The sequence below is a fragment of the Bacteroides sp. NGMCC 1.200775 genome (assembly GCF_040798045.1).
In the GTDB taxonomy this organism is placed as follows: Bacteria; Bacteroidota; Bacteroidia; order Bacteroidales; family Bacteroidaceae; genus Bacteroides; species Bacteroides hominis.
The window spans coordinates 14,841-33,636 of the sequence record NZ_JASCQK010000004.1; the positions used below are offsets into that span (position 1 = coordinate 14,841).

Genomic DNA, 18,796 nt, shown 5'->3' on the forward strand with positions numbered 1-18,796 from the left:
AGGGTAACGAATAAATGCACCGGCGGAGAAAAGGGAAGTTCATGATTTACCATGCTTTATCGTCAAAACGTCCCTCTTTGTCGAGTTCTTTTGCCGGGTATGGACAAAAGGGAGTATTTTTGTGGACTAATCTTCAGAAAGACTTTATCATAATGAAACAGATTAATAAGCAGCAATTACTGGAGCAGGTGGTTTATCTCGTCATCTGGCTGACTGTCATCTTCGTACCGTTGGTGGGTGACTATCTGTTTTCATCCATCAGTTCGATACATACTTTCAGCTGGCAGACCATACGGGTGGCATGGCTGTTGACGTTACCCTTTTTTCTGCTTTTTGTAGTGAACAACTATTTACTTGCCCCCCGATTGTTGCTTCGGAAGCAATATTGGCAGTATGCATTTTCATTGATAGGAGTCATTGTTCTGCTTTTTTTCTTATATCCCTCCTTCAGCCGACCGAGGCACAAGCAGTTCAACAACCCGATGCCCGTTCCTCCCGGTTATATTTATGAAGAACATTCGTCGCAACCACCCATGCCCAAGCGAGTGATGGATCCGCTCCGGCAGGGGCCTTATCCTTTGCCGGGCTATCTTTTTGGACGTTTCTCACTGGCTTTGCTGGTGGTGGGGTTCAATGTGGCTATCAAGCTTCTATTCAAGTCCATGCGGGATGAAGAGGCACTGAAAGAGTTGGAACACCAGCATCTGCAATCGGAATTGCAATATCTGAAGTATCAGATCAATCCGCATTTTTTTATGAATACGCTCAACAACATTCATGCACTGGTCGATATGGATGCCGGGAAAGCCAAGAAGACCATTGTCGAACTCTCTAAACTAATGCGTTATGTGCTTTACGAAGCAAGTAATAAAACGATTTTGCTTTCGCGTGAGATACAGTTTCTCGATAACTATATTACCCTGATGAAGCTTCGTTATACCGATAAGGTTTGCATCATGTGCGACATGCCCGGCGAAATACCAAAAGTACAGATACCGCCTTTACTCTTTATCTCTTTTGTAGAGAATGCATTTAAGCATGGAGTGAGTTATCAGAAAGAGTCGTTCATACGGGTTGCCATGACTATAGAAGATGGGAAACTTGCGTTTCGCTGTTCCAACAGCAATTGGGGAAAATCCGGTGAACAGAATCATGGCATCGGATTGGAAAATGTCCGTAAGCGGTTGAGGCTTTTGTTCGGGCAGGACTATACCCTGTCTATCAACGAGCGCGAGGGTAGTTTTAACGTTTTATTAATCATTCCTCTGTTATGATAAAATGCATTGCTATTGATGACGAGCCGTTGGCGCTTGAACAATTGGTAGGTTATATTTCACGTGTCCCTTTCCTGCAACTAATTGCTTCCTGTCAGGATGCTTTCGGTGCCATGCAGGTGCTTTCTGAAGAAGAAATTGACTTGATGTTTGTCGATATTCATATGCCGGACCTGAACGGACTCGATCTGGTGCGTTCATTGGTAGTGAAACCTCTGATTGTGTTTACTACCGCCTATCCGGAATATGCTGTTGAAGGTTTTAAAGTGGATGCGGTGGACTATCTGTTGAAGCCGTTCGAGTTTCAGGATCTCCTGAAGGCGGCGGATAAGGCACGTAGGCAGTTTGAGTATCATTTGCAGGATTACGGGGGAGGGGCAGAACCGGATTTGCTGGAACGGGACGGTTCGTTGTTTGTGAAGTCTGAATCCAGGATTATCCGTATCAATGTGGCGGATATTTGTTATATCGAAGGCATGAGCGAGTATGTGCGCATTTACACGAATATGGCGGATAAGCCGGTAGTCACTCTGCTGAGTATGAGAAGACTGGAAGAGCGTCTGCCGCAAGAAATGTTTATGAGAGTACATCGCTCCTATATCGTCAATCTCCGGAAAATAACGGAGGTCTCACGGTTGCGCATCATTTTTAATAAGAATATATACATACCTGTCGGCGACAATTATAAGGAGAGGTTTACAGAATATATCAACAAGATTTGTATCAGCAGTTAAGGTCGGGTTACAGGCCATAAGAACGGGCTGTAATCTACAAGTGGATTACACCTTGCAGACTACAGCCCGTGGCTCTGTAACTTGTAGTTTCTTACTTGATTCCCAGTTTCTTTGCGATATCTTTAGGAAGCGCGTCTTTGTGAACCAGAATATTCATAGTCTTGTAAGCAACGAAAGCTTTAGAAGCATACCAGGTACCTTTGTACTTGTTATTAGTGCCCCAAGAGTTTTTCACCATAAAGTATTCTTTTCCGTTCTGATCTTTGGCGATACCGTAGATAATCATTCCGTGGTCATCGGTTGTTTCCCAGTTATCGAAAGCCGTCTGGCGCATTTCCTGGGTAACTTTAATTTCCGGCAGTGGCTTTGAAGTCAGTTCTTTGCGTTTGTCAGCGGCGGTCATTCCGGTCCAGCGGGCCATATCCGAACCTGTCAGTTCAGCACCCTTGGCTGCGTCCGGCATTACAGCGATGCCGTCACGGGTAAATCCTTCTTCGCTGACGTCACTACCCCATGCGAACGTGTATCCGTTTTTTACAGCATTGTCCATTACAGCCATGAATTCGTCAAGCGGCAGGTTGTATGACAATCCGTTGCGCCAGTTGTCCTGAATTTCGATGGCAAACTGTGAATAGAAGGGGTGGTGTGTGTATGAAGTCAGAGATACATAGTCGTCCGGATTCAAACCCAGAGACTGTGCAAAAGTCATCGGAGTATATTCTTTACCTTTGTAAGTGAAGTTCTCCGGACATTGTCCGAGGTAAGTGTCATAGATGGCGCAAAGACCCTTTTTCCATACCGGAGTCAGTTTCTTCAGTTTGCCTTTGGCAATGGCGTTTACATAACCTTCCGCTGTTGCATCCAGTTCGTTGTGAACGGGCAGTGAGTCACCATACATGATTCCCGGCATGGCTTCTTGCGGAACAAGTCCGTAGTTCTTCATACAGAACATGATGTCATAGAAGCTTCCGCCCGGAGAGAAGGAGCTGTCGCCATGATAGCGGACATAGTTAACGGCGCGGTCAACCATTGTGTGGTGTACAACGAACATTTCAGAAAGATCGTATTCGCCTTTTCCCGTACGGAGCAGTTCCGATTCGAGGAAGCCGAGGCTCGAGAAGCTCCAGCAAGTGCTTGAACGATTCTGGTTTTTGATGGATGTAATCGGGTTTTCTTTCACTGTCGTGAAAACGAAGCCTTCTTCTTTTGGTTTGTCTTTGCCCAATGCGCTCAGACTAATCAAGCCTAAAGCGGCCAGGAGGATTGTCTTTTTCATTATTATGTCGTTTTTATTAATATTTATGCGACAAAGATAGCTGAATATCCTTAAATATGGAAATGAACGCTTATCTTTGCTATCAATATTTTAATGTTTCATTTATAAAAACTTAAACCGATGAAAAAGAATCTTTATTGGATGGCAGCAGCATTCATCACTTTAACTGCCGTAGGTTGTACAAATGCGAAGAAAGCCGATGTGTCTGCGGCGGGCAACGATACCACACAAGTGGTAGATATGCATACAGCCGAAACCTCTCTCGATTACTATGGAGTTTACAAAGGTACGACTCCGGCTGCCGATTGTCCGGGTATAGAACTGACTCTGACCCTGAAAAAGGACCGCACTTATACATACCACTGGCTTTACATTGACCGCAAAGATGCCGAGTTTGATGAAACCGGCACATTCACGGTAAAAGACAATCTGCTGACACTTACTGAAAAAGGAGGCGAAGTCTCTTACTTTAAGGTGCAGGAGGGCAGCCTGGTGATGCTGAACAATGAGAAACAACCTGCTACCGGTGCTTTGGCCGATGCTTACGTTCTGAAGCAGGAAGAAGTGTTCTGTGATTAGTCTATTGTATTTTCGCCCGGTATGTCCGTTCCGAGAAGGTAAAGTTGAAGAAGAGTGCCAGCCCTTGTTCCCGTTGCATACCGTTGGGCAGATGGAGTTGATCACTGTATTTCACTCCTAACGAGAGGACATTTCCGTTATAGAGAGTGAAGTTGCTTCCTGCACTGATGTAGTAGTTGGTTGCTTTCTTCTTCTGGATGACCATATATGAATTGTTGACGCCCGCTCCGAGTAACAGTTTCATCGGATTGCGGTAGATATTGCCTGCTGTGTAGGCCATACCTGCCGATAACCGGTGTTGGTTTTCGAAGCGGACGTTGCTTTTTGAAGACTTCATGCGGCTCCAATCCGTATATTTGTATTCGGCTGTCAGCATCCAGCGGAGGCTATTGTATGATAATCCCGCCCCGATAAATTGCGGGAGGCATTGGCGCACATAACGTTGGCTTTCATCAATCGACTCGCTGCCCGACGAACTGCTCACCGACAGATTGTTGTCTTGTGCCAGATCTTGTGAGTATCCGTATACAAGTCCTGCTACAATGGACTTATCCCTGTTTAGAGAAAACTTGTATTGCACGCCGAAATCGACATAAAAAGCATGCTTGTAAGAACTCTCTTCCACACTGAGACTTCCCTGGGTCTCTGTTTGTTTGATGGTTCCGGTCACGTACGAAAGATTAGCACCGACAGAGAAACCTTTGAAAAGGCGGTAGGCGGTACTGATACCCATTTTAGATAGCCCCCCTTCTCCTTCAAAAAGTGATGATACGGTGGAATTTCCGGTTCCCGTGATGTCCTGATCCAGTGTGATAGCATATCCCATACCGCTGACCGGTGCCATAAATACAGCCCCGTACCAATGGGGAGTGAGACGGCAACCGATGCTGAGGTTATTCAGGTTTCCCACTACCGAATGATTGCTTGTTCCGGTTTGGGTGTAGATTTTGTATGCCCCCATCAGTCCGGCGTCTATCAGAAAACGTTGTCCTTCGATGGCGGTAAGTGAGGCAGGATTGGCAGTATTCAGGAAGTTATAGCTTTGCAGGGCGATTCCCGCTCCGCCCAGTCCGGCGTACTGTCCGCCTTCTCCGGTTGAAAGTTCGCCCAGGCCGAACATGGATGTAGGGGAATTGGTTGTGTTCTGACTATATATTAATAAGGTGGAGTGACAAAGCGTAAGCAGTAGAATCAGCTGTCTTTTCATGGGTTATATGTTTTATAAAGTATGGTTAGTTTCACGGGGCTACTGTCCGGGTGGCCGGCATCTCCGAATACGACTCCACTCAGGGTGGTGAAAAACAAATTGTCCGGAAGCATCAGCTGAAGGATTTTTCGGTTGTATCCCACTGTCCCCAGATTGCTTTGCAGGAAAGAGGTAATATCGAAAGAGTAATAGGTCTCTTCTCCCATCATTTCGTCCGTTACCAGGCTTCCGGTTTGTACCGAACTGCCTGAAATATCCGTCACGACATCTTCCGTTACATTGTTTTCATCGGCTGTATATAGTGTCAGCGATTCGGGGAGAGGATACCGTTCGCCATACGTCTCTTTTACCGGATAAAGGCGGAGGAGCGCACTTTCGATAGTTACCAGTCTGCCTTCGGCGCGCAAGTCATTGAGGAATGGGAAGTCGATGTTGAGATACATTCCCGTCAGTCCTTGCAGGTAGGCCTGGTGGTCGGACTTTTCCGAAGGAAGCCCGTTATTGATTCCGCTTTGTAAGGAGGAGAGGGCTGTCCGGCTACGGTCACAACTGACTTGGTTGAACCTCAAGTCGCTGTTGGCCGGGAAACTGGCGGACAGTTCCGTTGCGTCTGTTTTCGTCTGGTGATAATAAAGTGTGATGCACAGGCTTGAATCATTCACCATGAAACCGTTGATACAACTTCCTCCCTCTTCGGGAATGAATGCAATGCCCTTGAAATAGTCGCGGAAGTATTCCTGTGACTCCATCTCGCGTGATCCGTTTTGGAAACGTTCGAACCACTCGAGTCCCCATTCGTCGGGGAGGCGGATTTCGTGTTCCCGGGTGGTTTCGCCCGGAGTGGGAGTGAAGGTGAACGAAGCTAAGGGAGTGGCATGGTAAGCCACTGTCGATTTACTATACAGGTATCCTTCGTCCAGCGACAGATTTTCTGAGAGGCTGTGCAGTGAGATGCGTTGCGGATTCAGAGTATCTCCCAGATAGTTGCCCGAAGAGTAGAACCGGATGGTAATGGAATCGAAACCATAATCGGCGTCTTCGCTGAATGAAACTCCCGGTACGTCATATTCTGCATAGAAAGCGGTTTTTATTTTGCCCCAGACGGGATCGTCAATGGTTCCTATCTGGCAGATTGTGTCGCCCGATGTGGCAAGAGAATCACTCAGGATAGTGCTGATGCGGACCGTGCAAGTATCGGTCTGCACCGTCCGCAGGGAACTTTCCACCCATTTGCCTCCTACTGTCGACAGTTCGTCCCGGCAAGAGGCAAGGAGGGATATTAAAAGAGTGATGAATAAAAATGATAGGGTTTTCTGTTTCATTAATCGGATAATTTTGCCGCAAAAGAAGTCGATTTCTCTTCCCTGTTAAAAAACTATCGACTAACCGGAATGATTTATCGACTGCATTTTGGTTGGTAGAGAGAATGTGCCTGTTAGTCGATCCTTTTTTTCACCCTTACTGATGTCGTCTACATTTGCGGTCAGTAATTAACGATTAAAAAACAGAATAAAAGAATGACTGGAATAGAAAAAACTGTAGCGAGTAAGTCCGCGTCCGGAGCATTGGTGCTTTGTGCCATACTCTTTTGTTTGTGTGCCTGTACGGAAGATGCTTCCTATACGGCCGGAGTATGGTACCGGCGTTCGGACTTTGACGGGGTAGCACGGACCGATGCTGCCGGTTTCACCATTGGCAACAAAGGGTACATCTGCGGAGGCTATAACGGAAAAACGACCCGGCTCGCCGACACTTGGGAATATGATATCGACAATGACTGGTGGACTCAGCGTGCCGATATGCCCGGTACGGTCCGCAATGCTGCCACCGGCTTCTCGGTAGGTAGCAAAGGGTATGTCACTACCGGATACAATCCCGATCAGAAATACCTGTCCGATACGTGGGAGTATAATCCGGAAACGAATAGTTGGAGGCAGATGGACGACTTCAAGGGAGGAGCCCGCTATTATGCCCTTGGCTTCGGGATTGATAATTATGGTTATGTGGGAACCGGTTACAACGATAATTACCTGAAGGACTTTTATCGTTTCGACCCTACTGCCGCAGCCGGTTCACAATGGACTATCGTGAACGGTTTCGGAGGACAAAAGCGTCAGGGAGGTACGGCATTTGTCATCGACGGGAAAGCTTATGTCTGCGGAGGGCAGAACAATAATTCCGATGTATCGGACTTCTGGTGCTTCGACCCTTCCGCTGCTACACCTTGGACACAATTGAGAGACATCGCCAATACGAGTGATGATGATTACGATGATGACTATACATCTATTGTCCGTTCCTATGGAGTCAGTTTTGTGATCGATGGAAAAGCTTATCTGACTCTGGGTTCCACTGCCGGAGGAAGCTATTATTCGAATTATTGGATTTATGATCCGGCAACCGATCTTTGGGAAGGTGACGACCTGACGGCGTTTGAAGGAAGTACCCGTATCCATGCTGTTTGCTTCTCTACCGGGACCCGGGGTATTGTTGCGACGGGTGGCAGTGGTTCGAGTTCTTACTTTGACGATGCCTGGGAACTGAAACCTTATGAATATGAAGAGGAATAAGAAGCTACTTTGTATGATATGCGTTGCCTGCGCTGTTTCAGTCCTCTTTTTCTATGATCGGCATGAAGCTTGTACGTATCGTCTCAAAGTAATTGAAACAGAAAATGGGAACGGATATGGTTATCAGATTCTTTGTGGCGACCGGGTAGTGATCTGCCAACCATACATACCTTCCCTTCCGGAGCGGAAAGGGTTTGCTTTGGAAGAAGATGCCCGGAAAGTAGGCAACCTGGTATTGGAACGGATCAAGCAGGGAAATGATTTTACAATATCGGCTGCCGACCTGAAGGGGCAGGGAATTACCGGCGATTAGTGAACAGGTGTTTTAGGATACATTCGAAACTATGTTCCCGTTAGTTTAAAACCAAAGTCCTCTGGGTTTTTAACTAACGGGTTTTACCTCTTAAATCAACAAGCCTTTGGTTTTAAATCAATTTTGTGTGTTGTTATAATCTTGTTTTCCTGTTGGTTATCTTTCTCTTTTATTCTTTCTTATTCCTCTGTATCTTCGTTTTACTGATGACAAACAGGAACTTTGAAGCGGAAATAAGGAAAGTAAACAGAGTGTCCATATATTCTTTTCAGTGCCTTTTTATATGAATCAATATTTAAACCCGCTCTAAAACTATTTTTTCTTTTGGTTTGTTTTATCTTTGCATAGACACACTTCACACAAAAATATGCTTGTATGCAGAGAGCCAAAAAAAATTATCTTATTTATGTAATCATGTTGCTCCTTTTCGGGGCACTTATTTACATGGCTATCGAGGAAGGTGACCGTTTTTCACACCATGTGGTAGCATCATCAGCTGTTGCGGAGGAGACTCCTTTCGCTATGTTTTGTCAGTTTGTCACCGACAACCTGCATCATCCGTTAAGTATATTGTTGATACAGATAATCGCTGTCTTGTTGATGGTGAGGCTTTTTGGTTTTCTGTTTAAACATATCGGGCAGCCGGGGGTGATTGGTGAGATTGTGGCGGGAATTGTGTTGGGACCTTCCGTGTTGGGCTATTTCTTTCCGGATGTATTCCAGGCCCTGTTCCCTCCGGAGTCCCTTACGAATCTTGAATTATTGAGCCAGGTCGGTCTGGTACTTTTCATGTTTGTGATCGGAATGGAACTCGATTTCAGTGTACTTAAAAACAAGATCAACGAAACATTGGTCATCAGCCATGCAGGTATATTGGTTCCGTTCTTCCTCGGCATCGTTGCATCTTACTGGATTTATGAAGAATATGCCGCTGCCCAGACAAGTTTCCTGCCGTTTGCCCTTTTCATCGGTATCTCTATGAGTATTACCGCTTTCCCGGTATTGGCCCGCATCATTCAGGAACGGAATATGACGAAAACTCCTTTGGGAACTTTGGCCATAGCTTCGGCTGCTAATGATGATGTCACTGCCTGGTGTTTGCTGGCTGTAGTCATAGCCATTGCCAAGGCCGGAACATTTGCCAGCGCTCTTTATGCCATCGGGCTGACTGCCCTTTATATCATAATCATGTTTATGGTGGTACGGCCGTTTCTCAAGAAAGTAGGAGAGGTGTATGCCAATCAGGAGGTGATTAATAAAACATTTGTGGCCCTGATTCTGCTGATTTTGATTATTTCCTCTACGCTTACCGAGATTATCGGTATTCATGCCCTGTTCGGAGCCTTCATGGCAGGAGTCGTGATGCCTCCCAGCCTGGGATTCCGTAAAGTGATGATGGAAAAAGTGGAAGACATTGCTCTTGTCTTTTTCCTTCCGCTTTTCTTTGCCTTTACCGGGTTGCGTACGGAGATTGGATTGATTAACAGTCCGGCGCTTTGGGGAGTCTGCCTGTTGTTGATTACGGTTGCTGTGGCAGGAAAACTGGGTGGTTGCGCCGTTGCCGCCCGTTTGGTGGGAGAGTCGTGGAAAGACAGTTTTACTATCGGTACGCTGATGAATACACGGGGATTGATGGAGTTGGTTGCATTAAACATCGGATACGAAATGGGAGTGCTTCCACCTTCTATTTTTGTAATCCTGGTCATTATGGCTCTGGTGACTACCTTCATGACCACCCCGTTGCTGCATTTTGTTGAACAGATTTTTGCCCGTCGCGAAGAACGTTTATCGGCTAAGTTGAAGTTGGTCTTTTGTTTTGGACGCCCGGAGTCGGGACGCAGCCTGCTTTCCGTCTTTTTCTTATTATTTGGAAAAAAGATGAAAGCTGCCCATGTGGTCGCTGCCCATTTTACGGTGGGGACGGACTTAAACCCATTGAATGCAGAGCAATATGCCCGTGATAGTTTCTCGCTGGTGGACGAAAAAGCTTCCGAGTTGGGACTTAGTGTTGAAAACCGTTACCGGGTGACCGATAAATTGGTGCAGGATATGATCCGGTTGGCACGAAAAGAGCGTCCTGACATGTTTCTGCTGGGAGCAGGAAGTAAGTACAGACCGGATGCTGCCGGAGGCAGCGGAGTGTTATGGCTCTCTCTGTTTCGTGATAAGATAGATGATGTGATGGAACAGGTGAAATGTCCGGTAGCCGTTTTTGTCAACCGTGGTTATAGCGGAAACGTCCCCGTCTCTTTTGTGTTGGGTGGGGTGATCGATGCTTTTCTGCTTACTTATCTTGAGAGTATGCTGGAGGGGGGCGCACAGGTACATCTTTTCCTCTTCGATACGGATGATGAGGCTTTCCGGCAGTCTACAGAGCCGATACTGGCCAAATATTCCTCCCGGATACGAACGCAATCCTTTAATAGCGCCGTTGATCTGGCTTCGGTAGCAAAGGACGGCTTGCTTGTGATGAGCCACCTGTCCTATACGAAGTTGTCCGAAGAGGAAGAAGTGTTCCGTGATTTTCCTTCCTTGTTAGTCATCCGGCGGCCTAAGAAAAACTAAGGTACTACTAATTTCTAACGATTAATTATTCTGAAAGATGACAATCGATAATCAAACCGGTCTGGTGCTTGAAGGCGGAGGTATGCGCGGAGTGTTTACCTGTGGGGTACTGGACTATCTAATGGACCATGATATTCGTTTTCCTTATACGATCGGGGTGTCTGCAGGGGCTTGTAACGGCCTTTCGTATATGTCCCGACAGCGTGGGCGTGCCAAGTACAGTAATATCGACCTGTTAGAAAAATATCATTATATCGGGCTGAAACATCTGCTTAAGAAACGGAATATTCTGGACTTCGATCTCCTCTTTACGGAGTTTCCCGAGCATATACTTCCATACGATTATCAGGCATACTTCAATTCTCCCGGGCGTTATGTGATGGTGACTACCAATTGCCTGACCGGAGAAGCCAATTATTTTGAGGAGAAAGAGGATAAAAACCGTGTGATCGACATTGTCCGTGCTTCCAGCAGCCTTCCTTTCGTTTGCCCCATAGCTTATGTAGACGGTATTCCCATGCTGGACGGAGGTATTGTCGACTCTATTCCTTTGCAACGTGCCATAGACGATGGATATCGGAACAATGTGGTTGTCCTTACCCGGAACCGCGGTTATCGGAAAGAGAATAAAGACATCCGCGTTCCCTCTTTTGTTTATCGTAAATATCCGAAGATACGTGAAGCGTTGAGCAGGCGTTGTGCTGTATACAACGAACAGTTGGAGATGGTTGAGCGTATGGAAGAAGAGGGAAATATAACTGTTATCCGGCCCCGGAAACCGGTTGTTGTCGATCGCATTGAACGTGACATTCATAAACTGACCGATCTGTATGAAGAAGGATACGAATGTGCGAAGCAGAAGTTTGAAGTTGGCTGATATCCCGGCAAAGAATGTGGATGTTTTAAGAAGCCGGGTCACAAGTGGTTGAAAATAAAGTTAAAAGTCTGATTGGTAAAGTAACAAGTAGGTTACAGCCATGTTCCTATATAACGTCACTATAAAAAGAATATATATGGATACCTTGAAAATGCTGGCTGTTGTAACGGGAACGGATATGTATGCTGATGGAAATCTGGAAACAGGGTTGTGGCTCAGTGAGTTGACCCACATCTATCATTGTGCGGAAGAAAAGGGATATGAAATAATCATAGCAAGCCCCAAAGGTGGCAACGTCCCTGTTGATCCGGAAAGTTTAAAGCCGATGGTTTTAGACAAACTTACGAAAGGGTATTGGGATGATCCTGAATTTAGGAATGAGTTGCGACATGCGAAGAGTTTGGACGAGGTTGCCGGAGAGCTGTTTGATTGTATCTATCTGGCGGGCGGACATGGTACGATGTATGATTTTCCTAATAATACCACTTTGCAGACGATTATTAAGGAGCATTATGAGCATACTAAAATAGTAGCCGCGATCTGCCATGGTGTAAGTGGGCTTTTGAATGTCAAATTGTCCAACGGAGAGTATCTTATAAAAGATAAAAGGCTCACAGGATTTTCCTGGTTTGAGGAAAGTGTTGCCAGGAGAAAGAAGGAGGTACCTTTTGATCTTGAAGCAGAGTTGAAAAAGAGAGGAGCCGATTACGAAAAAGCATTGATTCCGATGACCTCAAAAGTAGTGGTGGACCATAATCTGATAACGGGGCAAAACCCGTTCAGTTCAAAAGAAATGGCGGAGGTGGTAATGCAACAATTAAATGGGAAAAATAATTTGATCAGATAAAAATGAATTTAGAGGAAGTCTTAAATTATCGTCGTTCTGTACGGGTGTTTGATAGAGAGAAACAGTTGGATCCGGAAAAGGTGAAACATTGTCTGGAACTGGCAACGTTGGCACCCAACAGTTCAAATATGCAATTGTGGGAGTTTTATCAGGTCACACAACCAGAGTTGCTGGCAAAGATATCCAAAGCCTGTCTTGACCAGACTGCGACTTCAACAGCTTCAGAGATTGTCGTTTTTGTTACACGTCAGGATTTATATCGGAGCAGGGCCAGGTTTGTACTCGATTTTGAAAGAGGGAACGTCAGACGAAACAGTCCCCGGGAGCGTCAGGAAAAACGTATCAAGGACAGAGAACTCTATTACGGAAAGTTAATGCCGTTTCTTTATGCCCGCTTCTTTGGTATACTGGGTTTTTTGAGAGTTTTATTGACTAAAGCCATCGGCCTTTTCCGCCCTATTGTGCGTGAAGTTTCCGAGGGTGATATGCGTGTCGTCGTCCATAAATCTTGTGCACTTGCCGCTCAGACCTTTATGATTGCAATGGCCAACGAAGGATATGATACTTGTCCCTTGGAGGGCTTTGACAGTAAACAAATGAAGAAACTGTTGAAATTGCCTCATGGTGCCGGGGTGAATATGGTGATTGCATGCGGAATACGGGATGGAAATAAAGGAATCTGGGGTGAACGGGGCAGAGTACTTTTTAATGAAGTTTATCATAGAGTTTAATATTGCCCCCAAAAGTCAGACACAAAACTTTTGGGGGCACTTTAGTTGGACACACCCTCATAACAGGCAGACGCAACAGAGGTCGTTTTATTCCTTTTTCAAAACACTTGCCGGATTCAGGTGCATTACTTTATAAATCTTGTATGCCGTAACCAAGAAGATCAAAAGGGCCATCGTGAAGAACAACAAGATTCCCCAATTCCAACTATATATGCTTTTCAAACTACTTTTTTGCGCGATCCCTATCAATACCAATCGTACTAACGGATAGATAATTACGAAGACAGAGAGGTAAATGATCAGATAGATTTTGCCGAATAACAGGGCAATCACTTTCGGGGTAGCTCCGTTTATTTTTCGGATGGCTACTTCCTTTTGACGGTTTACCACATCCATGGAGATTCCGGAATAAATACTTAATATCAACAAGAGGATACTGACTATTGCCAACAACAGGGATGCTGTCTGCAAGAGTGCTACAGTTCCCATAACGGACTGTTTGGAATCACCCATATTACGAATATCAAGAGGCAATGTCTCAGGTACATAACGCCGGCAGATCTCTGTTATTTTTTCCAGGGCGACCGGAGTAATATCCGAATGGAGGGTTTTGAAGTAATAGGTATAAGCTTGCGGATTAACTAAAAAGACAGAACCGACTGCCCTGTTCTGAGCATTTTCCTTGTTCAGTGCGCGGTAAGTTCCGGCAATCTGGTATTCTTTGCCATCCAACGTGACACTACCTTCTATACTATCCTTTTGCAATTGTTCTTTAAACTGTTCGCTTATATAAACAAAGTCTTGAGCATCCTTATCCACCAATTTTCCGGAGAACGGGATCTTGAAGAACTCAAAATAATGGGGCTCTGCTTCGTTCATCAGCACACTTCCTCTCGGCTTTCCGTTTTTCATGTAGGTCATGTAGGTATAAACATCGGCATCGAAAGTATTGAAAGCGGATGTCCGATCGGTTATCTCGGGTAAGGACTGGATATCCGAAAGAATGGCATCCATGTTTTTCTGCATGCGTATGGTATTGACCGATATTGAAATCACCCGGTTCTCTTCTTCCGTGCTCAAAGGATGGTACATTCCTTCAAACATCTCATCGAACAAAAGCGTTATGCCAAATACACCGCCTGTGAAAAGGATGGAGATCGCCAATTGTAAAGCAATCATGAAATTGCGGAACACGTGCCGCTTCTGTCTCTGCACGACCGAATGGAGGACACTCAACCGGCGTAACCGATAGATAGGGTAAAGAATGGCGAGCATGCAGACCAACAGCAAAACGAGGTATAAGACTAATTGTGAACCATATAGATCTACCAAGGAGAATGAGATCATGTCTTCCGGACGGATGTATGTATATGCCAAAGAGAGGGTGATTTCCGTCACGGCCAATGACAGAAAGAAAGCGACAGATAGCATCCAGAAGATCTCGGCGAAAAGCAGGGCAAACAATCCTTTGATGTCCGAACCGATACATTTGCGAAGCACCAGTTCTCGTTGCCGGTTATAGAACATCTGGATAATGAACTTCAGAAAATTGATCAAACCAGACAATAAAATCAGAGAAGCTATAAACCGGGCGAGCAGAATACTTATCGTTCTTTGGACGCTGTCATTCTGTTCCGACTCCAGGAAAGCATATAAATAGATATCCTGGTCTCCATGCTTCCAGGTCAGGTTCTTTAACTGTTTATTTAGGCTTTCCGTCGTGGTTTGTCCGGTGAGACGTGATCTGATACTGAGTGGAGTACGGGACTTTGCGGACAGGGGAAAATAACAATCGATTGTTTTTCCACGATGATCTTTTTCTTCTGTCAAAGCAACATTGACAATTTTATACACCACAAGATCAGACGAGTCGTTAGCCTCTGTCTCCTGACGGATGACTTGACCTATCGGATCTTCTTGTCCAAATGCTTTCCGGGCAAACGATTCGGAGACGATCACCTCGTTGGGAGCTGTTATCTCTTGATTGCCATACTTCAATTGGAGCGAATTATAAGTGAAATAATTAGATGATACATCTTTGAACGACACCAGAAACGGCAGTTCCCGTTGTTTTTTGTCGATGGCCGTAATTTCTTTTCCATTGCTATAAGAGGAAGAAGCCACAAGGGTATCTATGCCCGCTATCGGCAACTCTTTCAGATAATCAAAATCCTCCTTAAACAAATAGATATCGGCGGCTGTCTGGGAAGATGTTCCGAGCAACCGGATGCTGTATTCATTATCATCGGACAGTTCAATCTTACCGGATACGGCATCAATAAAATGATTCATCATACAAAAGCAGGTGATGCCTATCGCTAAACAAACAGCCGAAATAAGACTATGAACTTTAAAGTTCATTAGATTGCGTAATGCTACTTTCAAGTAATGCTTAATCATGTTCTATTACTGTTTTTTCTTTATACTTGCAAGAATCATGCCATATAGCTAAATAGCTATTATATAATACAATATATTCCCGAACGCTCTCTTGCATTTGTGCGAACACGCACAAATGCGGTTCACTATCGCACAATTACATCCGGCTGCCCCTCCCGTAGCAAAAAAAGTGAATACATGCTTTAAGAACTGATTTATAACGCATTAAACAGAGAAGCTCGGAAATAGGAACAATGGCAATAAAGCAAGGGAATGAAGGCGGACAGTTTTCAAATCATTACCCGATGACAGAGTCAGATTTTTCTTCGTGGCGTCACGTTTCATCGTTCTGCATCATTTTGTATATCAATACGTTTAGGCTTAAAACATACGAGGCAAGCAAGATAAGGCTAAAGGTTTTGAATAGTTTATGCCAACGGAAAGAAAAAGGTAGTAGTCTATTTATTGGGTTAGGAGAAAAAATAATGGATAACTAAGGTTTTTTTTTGTGTAATCTTTTTACTAAATTTGTTGTCAAATATTGACTATTCAAGATATATACAATAATTTGATATTAAAATGAGCAATATTATTAATACAATGAAATGTACAGAACTCACCAATGCTGTTCAAGCAATTAAAGGTGCGATTTTGCAAAGCCAACAACGAGCCTTGGCTATATTAACCAAGAACAATTAGCACTTTACTACGGCATTGGACGATTTGTTTCTGTGAATACCCGCAATAAGAATTGGGGCAAGGGATTCATTGAAGCAATCAGCGAACAACTTCGTAAAGAATTACCCGGGTTAAGAGGCTTTTCCACAGCAAGTTTACGAAAGATGCGTACATTCTATGAGGAGTGCCAGATGCTTTCGGACAATTCGTTCGTTGAAACGAACAATTTAATGATGCCTTTATATACACGGTTCTCGTTTATCTCTTCCGTTTCGATAGTGGTCGTATCGAAACGGATTCCGTCCGTTTCGCAGGATATGCCGCATATTTCAGAGAAAACTTCTTCTATAATCTTTTTATCATTGGCTATGCTGTGTCCCAGAAAATCAATATCCAGTGTCGGACGTGCCTTGAACTGTTCATGGGCATAGAGTAATGCGCCGCCTTTCAGATAAAAACGATGCTTGTACTTGCTCTGTGCCAGCCGGTATAAAAGGCGTTCCTGCACATAACGTATCAGCAATGGCTGGTAAGGCAGCCCTTCCGCCTTCGACAGATTCAGGAGTTTCGCCTTTACGGATTTATCGTAGTCTTTGTTTTCTTTTGTCATAGTTGAATTTCCAGATAATTATTAAGTATTCTGGCTATCCGCATGGACTTGACATAACTTGTCAACTGGGTGATATTATGTTCTTTACGTGACAGATAATTCCTTAAAATTTCCGAACTGACATCAATATCGATTTTGTTGCGGTAACGGAGAGCATCGCAGACTGATTTTTCCATATCGTAGATGGATACCTCAATTCCGTCTATCTGCTCGCGCTTGATTCCGGTAGCATAGGTGGAATTGTCCCAATAATTAAGGATGATGGGTGGATAGTCAGGCAAGGTAACTTTCCGTTTTCTCGGTATAGCTACATAGAAACCTTGCGGTATTTGTGTGGTAAGCCCATAGTGCGCCCATGCGGAATAAAGGCACAACACTCCTTCGGGAATTATCTTGTCAAGGTCAATCATTGTATCCGCCATCACATCCTCTATGCAGTACACATCGGGTTTCAGACGGATAATCTCGCCGAATTTTACCGATTCCAATAACTGGTAATACAGATAACGGTTGCCGATAATCTGCTTGCGGGTGATATATCCCCCGTTCTGTGTTCTGTCAGATTTTTCAATTTGTCATCCATACTATTCTTGTCTTATGTGTACAAATATACGGCATTTATTTCTAAGTGCCGTGCTTTTGTCCTTTCCTGAAAAACGGCTCTTTGCGGCAATCTACGAAAGTGGAGCCTGCATACGACCCATAACGGGTGCCTTACCGTTTTTTACTGACTGATTCTTTGTGTAAGATAACACTTTAAATGTACTTCTCATAACTCAACTTTTTTTGGTTGCAAATTTAATTACTGTTGAGTTATTTGAGAATATGCAAAAGCAGGCAATCGGTTGAAAATTAATCTATTATATTCATTTTTTTGAGTTTTGGAGGTGAGCTACGATTTGGTAACATAATTATGTTTTAGTTTTATCCTATTGTTTATAAGCAATTTCCGCATAAGAAAGAACAGAATAGGTAACGGATTTGTAACGAGTAACCTTCGGTGATACTCTTCATTTTTCGAGTAGTTCTTTAGCTCAGATACAAAGGTACAAAAGTTTTTGGAGTAGCAAAATAAATGTTGCTACTCCCCTTTTGAACCTATATTTTCTTCCATAGAATTAATCTCTTGGATAAGCAACGCCTGAAGTTCGTCTTTAGGTAACAGTAGTTGATATTCAGCTACCCCGATAGGCTTGTTTATATCTTGCAAAGCGATTTCTACATCTAAATGATCCTTGTCGGCACAAAGGATTATACCGATTGATGGGTTCTCTCCTTCAGCTTTCTCTAAACGATCAAGAAGTGAAAGATATAGGTTCATTTTGCCTACATATTCTGCCTTAAAAGCACCGATCTTCAATTCGATGGCAACAAGTGACCGCAAACCCCTGTGAAAGAATAGCATATCCACCGCATATTCCTTGTTGTTATACTCCAGACGGTATTGGTTTCCAATAAAAGAAAATCCCTTACCTAACTCCAGTATAAACGATCTGATTTTAGCAACCAGCCGCTTCTCCAATTCCAGCTCTTTAACCGGTTCTGTTATCCCAAGAAACCCCAAGTTGTATGAACTTTTAAAGACCTCATTCGCATAGTCTGCTTGTGCTACAGGTAAGACCGAATCAAAATTATTCGTTTTGATTTGTGTCTGATGAGCTGCGTAAGTATTCATCTTTATTGCATTGAGTAACATATCTCTCGACCAACCTTTCTGCAAGCACTCTTCTGCATAAAATTTCACAGCATTATTGTCATCTATCTTGTTTATCAATAATAAATTATGTCCCCAAGGTAAAACTGCGACAGCTTGTCGCAGTTTTGAATCACAAGTTTTATATCTTTCATAAAAACGCTTCATATCCCATAGATTACGAGGAGACAATCCCATATCCGGAAACTGTTCTTTCAAATCCACTGATAATCGTTTAACTACGCCACTACCATATCCACTCTCTAAATTTCTATCAAAGAGCAACTTTCCGATATTCCAATATACAGAATTGACGGAAGTGTTTACTTGCCGGGCAATGATAGTGCGAGCGGTCTGAATTTCAGAGACTGCCAGCTGTAATATTTGAGCGTACTCGCTATCATTTATTATTATTTCTTTTGCCATATCATGAATTCTTTCAATACTAATCTATTATATTTTT

The 18,796-nt window shown here is 44.1% G+C and carries 16 protein-coding genes and 1 pseudogene; 10 read left to right on the top strand and 7 right to left on the bottom strand.

What is annotated here, in order from left to right; translation table 11 throughout:
- The first annotated feature begins 152 nt into the window (after positions 1-152).
- Positions 153-1,274 (top strand): sensor histidine kinase, encoded by a 1,122-nt coding sequence (locus tag QK890_RS11865; protein ID WP_032540252.1) that lies wholly within the window; start codon positions 153-155, stop codon positions 1,272-1,274.
- Positions 1,271-2,008 (top strand): LytTR family DNA-binding domain-containing protein, encoded by a 738-nt coding sequence (locus QK890_RS11870; RefSeq protein WP_032529975.1) that lies wholly within the window; start codon positions 1,271-1,273, stop codon positions 2,006-2,008. Before QK890_RS11865 ends, QK890_RS11870 begins: the two co-directional genes overlap by 4 nt.
- A gap of 91 nt (positions 2,009-2,099) precedes the next feature.
- On the opposite strand, the gene QK890_RS11875 is transcribed toward QK890_RS11870, so the two are convergent.
- Entirely contained in the window at positions 2,100-3,284 is a 1,185-nt protein-coding gene (locus tag QK890_RS11875; protein WP_005807760.1) for an aminopeptidase C, read from the bottom strand.
- A 120-nt stretch (positions 3,285-3,404) separates the two neighbouring features.
- Between QK890_RS11875 and QK890_RS11880 the strand changes: the two genes are divergently transcribed.
- The gene (locus tag QK890_RS11880) at positions 3,405-3,863 is read left to right on the top strand and encodes a copper resistance protein NlpE (protein ID WP_122296700.1); all 459 of its coding nucleotides are present in this window, start codon (positions 3,405-3,407) and stop codon (positions 3,861-3,863) included.
- Between the two features lies 1 nt (position 3,864).
- On the opposite strand, the gene QK890_RS11885 is transcribed toward QK890_RS11880, so the two are convergent.
- Together QK890_RS11885 and QK890_RS11890 are read right to left on the bottom strand one after the other, a co-directional pair.
- Positions 3,865-5,070, bottom strand: coding sequence for a hypothetical protein (locus QK890_RS11885; RefSeq protein WP_122296701.1), 1,206 nt, complete (start codon positions 5,068-5,070; stop codon positions 3,865-3,867).
- Entirely contained in the window at positions 5,067-6,392 is a 1,326-nt protein-coding gene (locus tag QK890_RS11890) for a DUF4270 family protein (RefSeq protein ID WP_182424422.1), read from the bottom strand. The genes QK890_RS11885 and QK890_RS11890 overlap by 4 nt, the downstream gene beginning before the upstream one ends.
- A gap of 195 nt (positions 6,393-6,587) precedes the next feature.
- Between QK890_RS11890 and QK890_RS11895 the strand changes: the two genes are divergently transcribed.
- The 6 genes from QK890_RS11895 (at position 6,588) to QK890_RS11920 (ending at position 12,973) form a co-directional block, all read left to right on the top strand.
- A complete protein-coding gene (locus QK890_RS11895) occupies positions 6,588-7,640 on the top strand; it encodes a kelch repeat-containing protein (RefSeq protein WP_122296703.1) in 1,053 nt (350 codons plus the stop codon).
- The gene (locus tag QK890_RS11900) at positions 7,627-7,953 is read left to right on the top strand and encodes a DUF4907 domain-containing protein (RefSeq protein WP_232307369.1); all 327 of its coding nucleotides are present in this window, start codon (positions 7,627-7,629) and stop codon (positions 7,951-7,953) included. Before QK890_RS11895 ends, QK890_RS11900 begins: the two co-directional genes overlap by 14 nt.
- Positions 7,954-8,328: 375 nt before the next feature.
- Complete coding sequence (locus tag QK890_RS11905) at positions 8,329-10,518, top strand: cation:proton antiporter (protein WP_005780738.1); 2,190 nt, start codon at positions 8,329-8,331, stop codon at positions 10,516-10,518.
- Positions 10,519-10,555: 37 nt separating this feature from the next.
- A complete protein-coding gene (locus tag QK890_RS11910; RefSeq protein ID WP_005780737.1) occupies positions 10,556-11,395 on the top strand; it encodes a patatin family protein in 840 nt (279 codons plus the stop codon).
- A gap of 136 nt (positions 11,396-11,531) precedes the next feature.
- Positions 11,532-12,242, top strand: a complete 711-nt coding sequence (locus QK890_RS11915) for a type 1 glutamine amidotransferase domain-containing protein (RefSeq protein ID WP_217737772.1) — start codon at positions 11,532-11,534, stop codon at positions 12,240-12,242.
- A gap of 2 nt (positions 12,243-12,244) precedes the next feature.
- Positions 12,245-12,973 carry a nitroreductase family protein gene (locus QK890_RS11920; RefSeq protein WP_217737771.1) on the top strand — a complete coding sequence of 243 codons (729 nt, stop codon included), beginning with the start codon at positions 12,245-12,247 and terminating at the stop codon, positions 12,971-12,973.
- Between the two features lie 87 nt (positions 12,974-13,060).
- Here the strand turns inward: QK890_RS11920 and QK890_RS11925 are convergent, their stop codons facing one another.
- Positions 13,061-15,373 carry an ABC transporter permease gene (locus tag QK890_RS11925; RefSeq protein ID WP_005807741.1) on the bottom strand — a complete coding sequence of 771 codons (2,313 nt, stop codon included), beginning with the start codon at positions 15,371-15,373 and terminating at the stop codon, positions 13,061-13,063.
- Between the two features lie 558 nt (positions 15,374-15,931).
- Between QK890_RS11925 and QK890_RS11930 the strand changes: the two are divergent.
- A pseudogene (locus QK890_RS11930) lies at positions 15,932-16,227 on the top strand (DUF1016 N-terminal domain-containing protein); the annotation flags it as partial.
- Here QK890_RS11930 and QK890_RS11935 read toward each other — a convergent pair.
- The 3 genes from QK890_RS11935 to QK890_RS11945 form a co-directional block, all read right to left on the bottom strand.
- On the bottom strand, positions 16,206-16,640 hold the full coding sequence (locus tag QK890_RS11935) for a nucleotidyl transferase AbiEii/AbiGii toxin family protein (protein WP_005807738.1): 435 nt from the start codon (positions 16,638-16,640) through the stop codon (positions 16,206-16,208). The pseudogene QK890_RS11930 and the gene QK890_RS11935 overlap by 22 nt on opposite strands.
- Complete coding sequence (locus tag QK890_RS11940; protein ID WP_005807736.1) at positions 16,637-17,128, bottom strand: hypothetical protein; 492 nt, start codon at positions 17,126-17,128, stop codon at positions 16,637-16,639. Before QK890_RS11940 ends, QK890_RS11935 begins: the two co-directional genes overlap by 4 nt.
- A gap of 593 nt (positions 17,129-17,721) precedes the next feature.
- A complete protein-coding gene (locus QK890_RS11945) occupies positions 17,722-18,759 on the bottom strand; it encodes a YhcG family protein (protein ID WP_005807734.1) in 1,038 nt (345 codons plus the stop codon).
- Positions 18,760-18,796 lie beyond the last annotated feature (37 nt).

Coding starts and splice junctions, on each gene's coding strand:
- QK890_RS11910 (WP_005780737.1), top strand. CDS start 10,556: ATGACAATCGATAATCAAACCGGTCTGGTGCTTGAAGGCGGAGGTATG.
- QK890_RS11905 (WP_005780738.1), top strand. CDS start 8,329: ATGCAGAGAGCCAAAAAAAATTATCTTATTTATGTAATCATGTTGCTC.
- QK890_RS11945 (WP_005807734.1), bottom strand. CDS start 18,759: ATGGCAAAAGAAATAATAATAAATGATAGCGAGTACGCTCAAATATTA.
- QK890_RS11885 (WP_122296701.1), bottom strand. CDS start 5,070: ATGAAAAGACAGCTGATTCTACTGCTTACGCTTTGTCACTCCACCTTA.
- QK890_RS11870 (WP_032529975.1), top strand. CDS start 1,271: ATGATAAAATGCATTGCTATTGATGACGAGCCGTTGGCGCTTGAACAA.
- QK890_RS11875 (WP_005807760.1), bottom strand. CDS start 3,284: ATGAAAAAGACAATCCTCCTGGCCGCTTTAGGCTTGATTAGTCTGAGC.
- QK890_RS11890 (WP_182424422.1), bottom strand. CDS start 6,392: ATGAAACAGAAAACCCTATCATTTTTATTCATCACTCTTTTAATATCC.
- QK890_RS11915 (WP_217737772.1), top strand. CDS start 11,532: ATGGATACCTTGAAAATGCTGGCTGTTGTAACGGGAACGGATATGTAT.
- QK890_RS11900 (WP_232307369.1), top strand. CDS start 7,627: ATGAAGAGGAATAAGAAGCTACTTTGTATGATATGCGTTGCCTGCGCT.
- QK890_RS11935 (WP_005807738.1), bottom strand. CDS start 16,640: ATGACAAAAGAAAACAAAGACTACGATAAATCCGTAAAGGCGAAACTC.
- QK890_RS11895 (WP_122296703.1), top strand. CDS start 6,588: ATGACTGGAATAGAAAAAACTGTAGCGAGTAAGTCCGCGTCCGGAGCA.
- QK890_RS11865 (WP_032540252.1), top strand. CDS start 153: ATGAAACAGATTAATAAGCAGCAATTACTGGAGCAGGTGGTTTATCTC.
- QK890_RS11880 (WP_122296700.1), top strand. CDS start 3,405: ATGAAAAAGAATCTTTATTGGATGGCAGCAGCATTCATCACTTTAACT.
- QK890_RS11920 (WP_217737771.1), top strand. CDS start 12,245: ATGAATTTAGAGGAAGTCTTAAATTATCGTCGTTCTGTACGGGTGTTT.
- QK890_RS11925 (WP_005807741.1), bottom strand. CDS start 15,373: ATGATTAAGCATTACTTGAAAGTAGCATTACGCAATCTAATGAACTTT.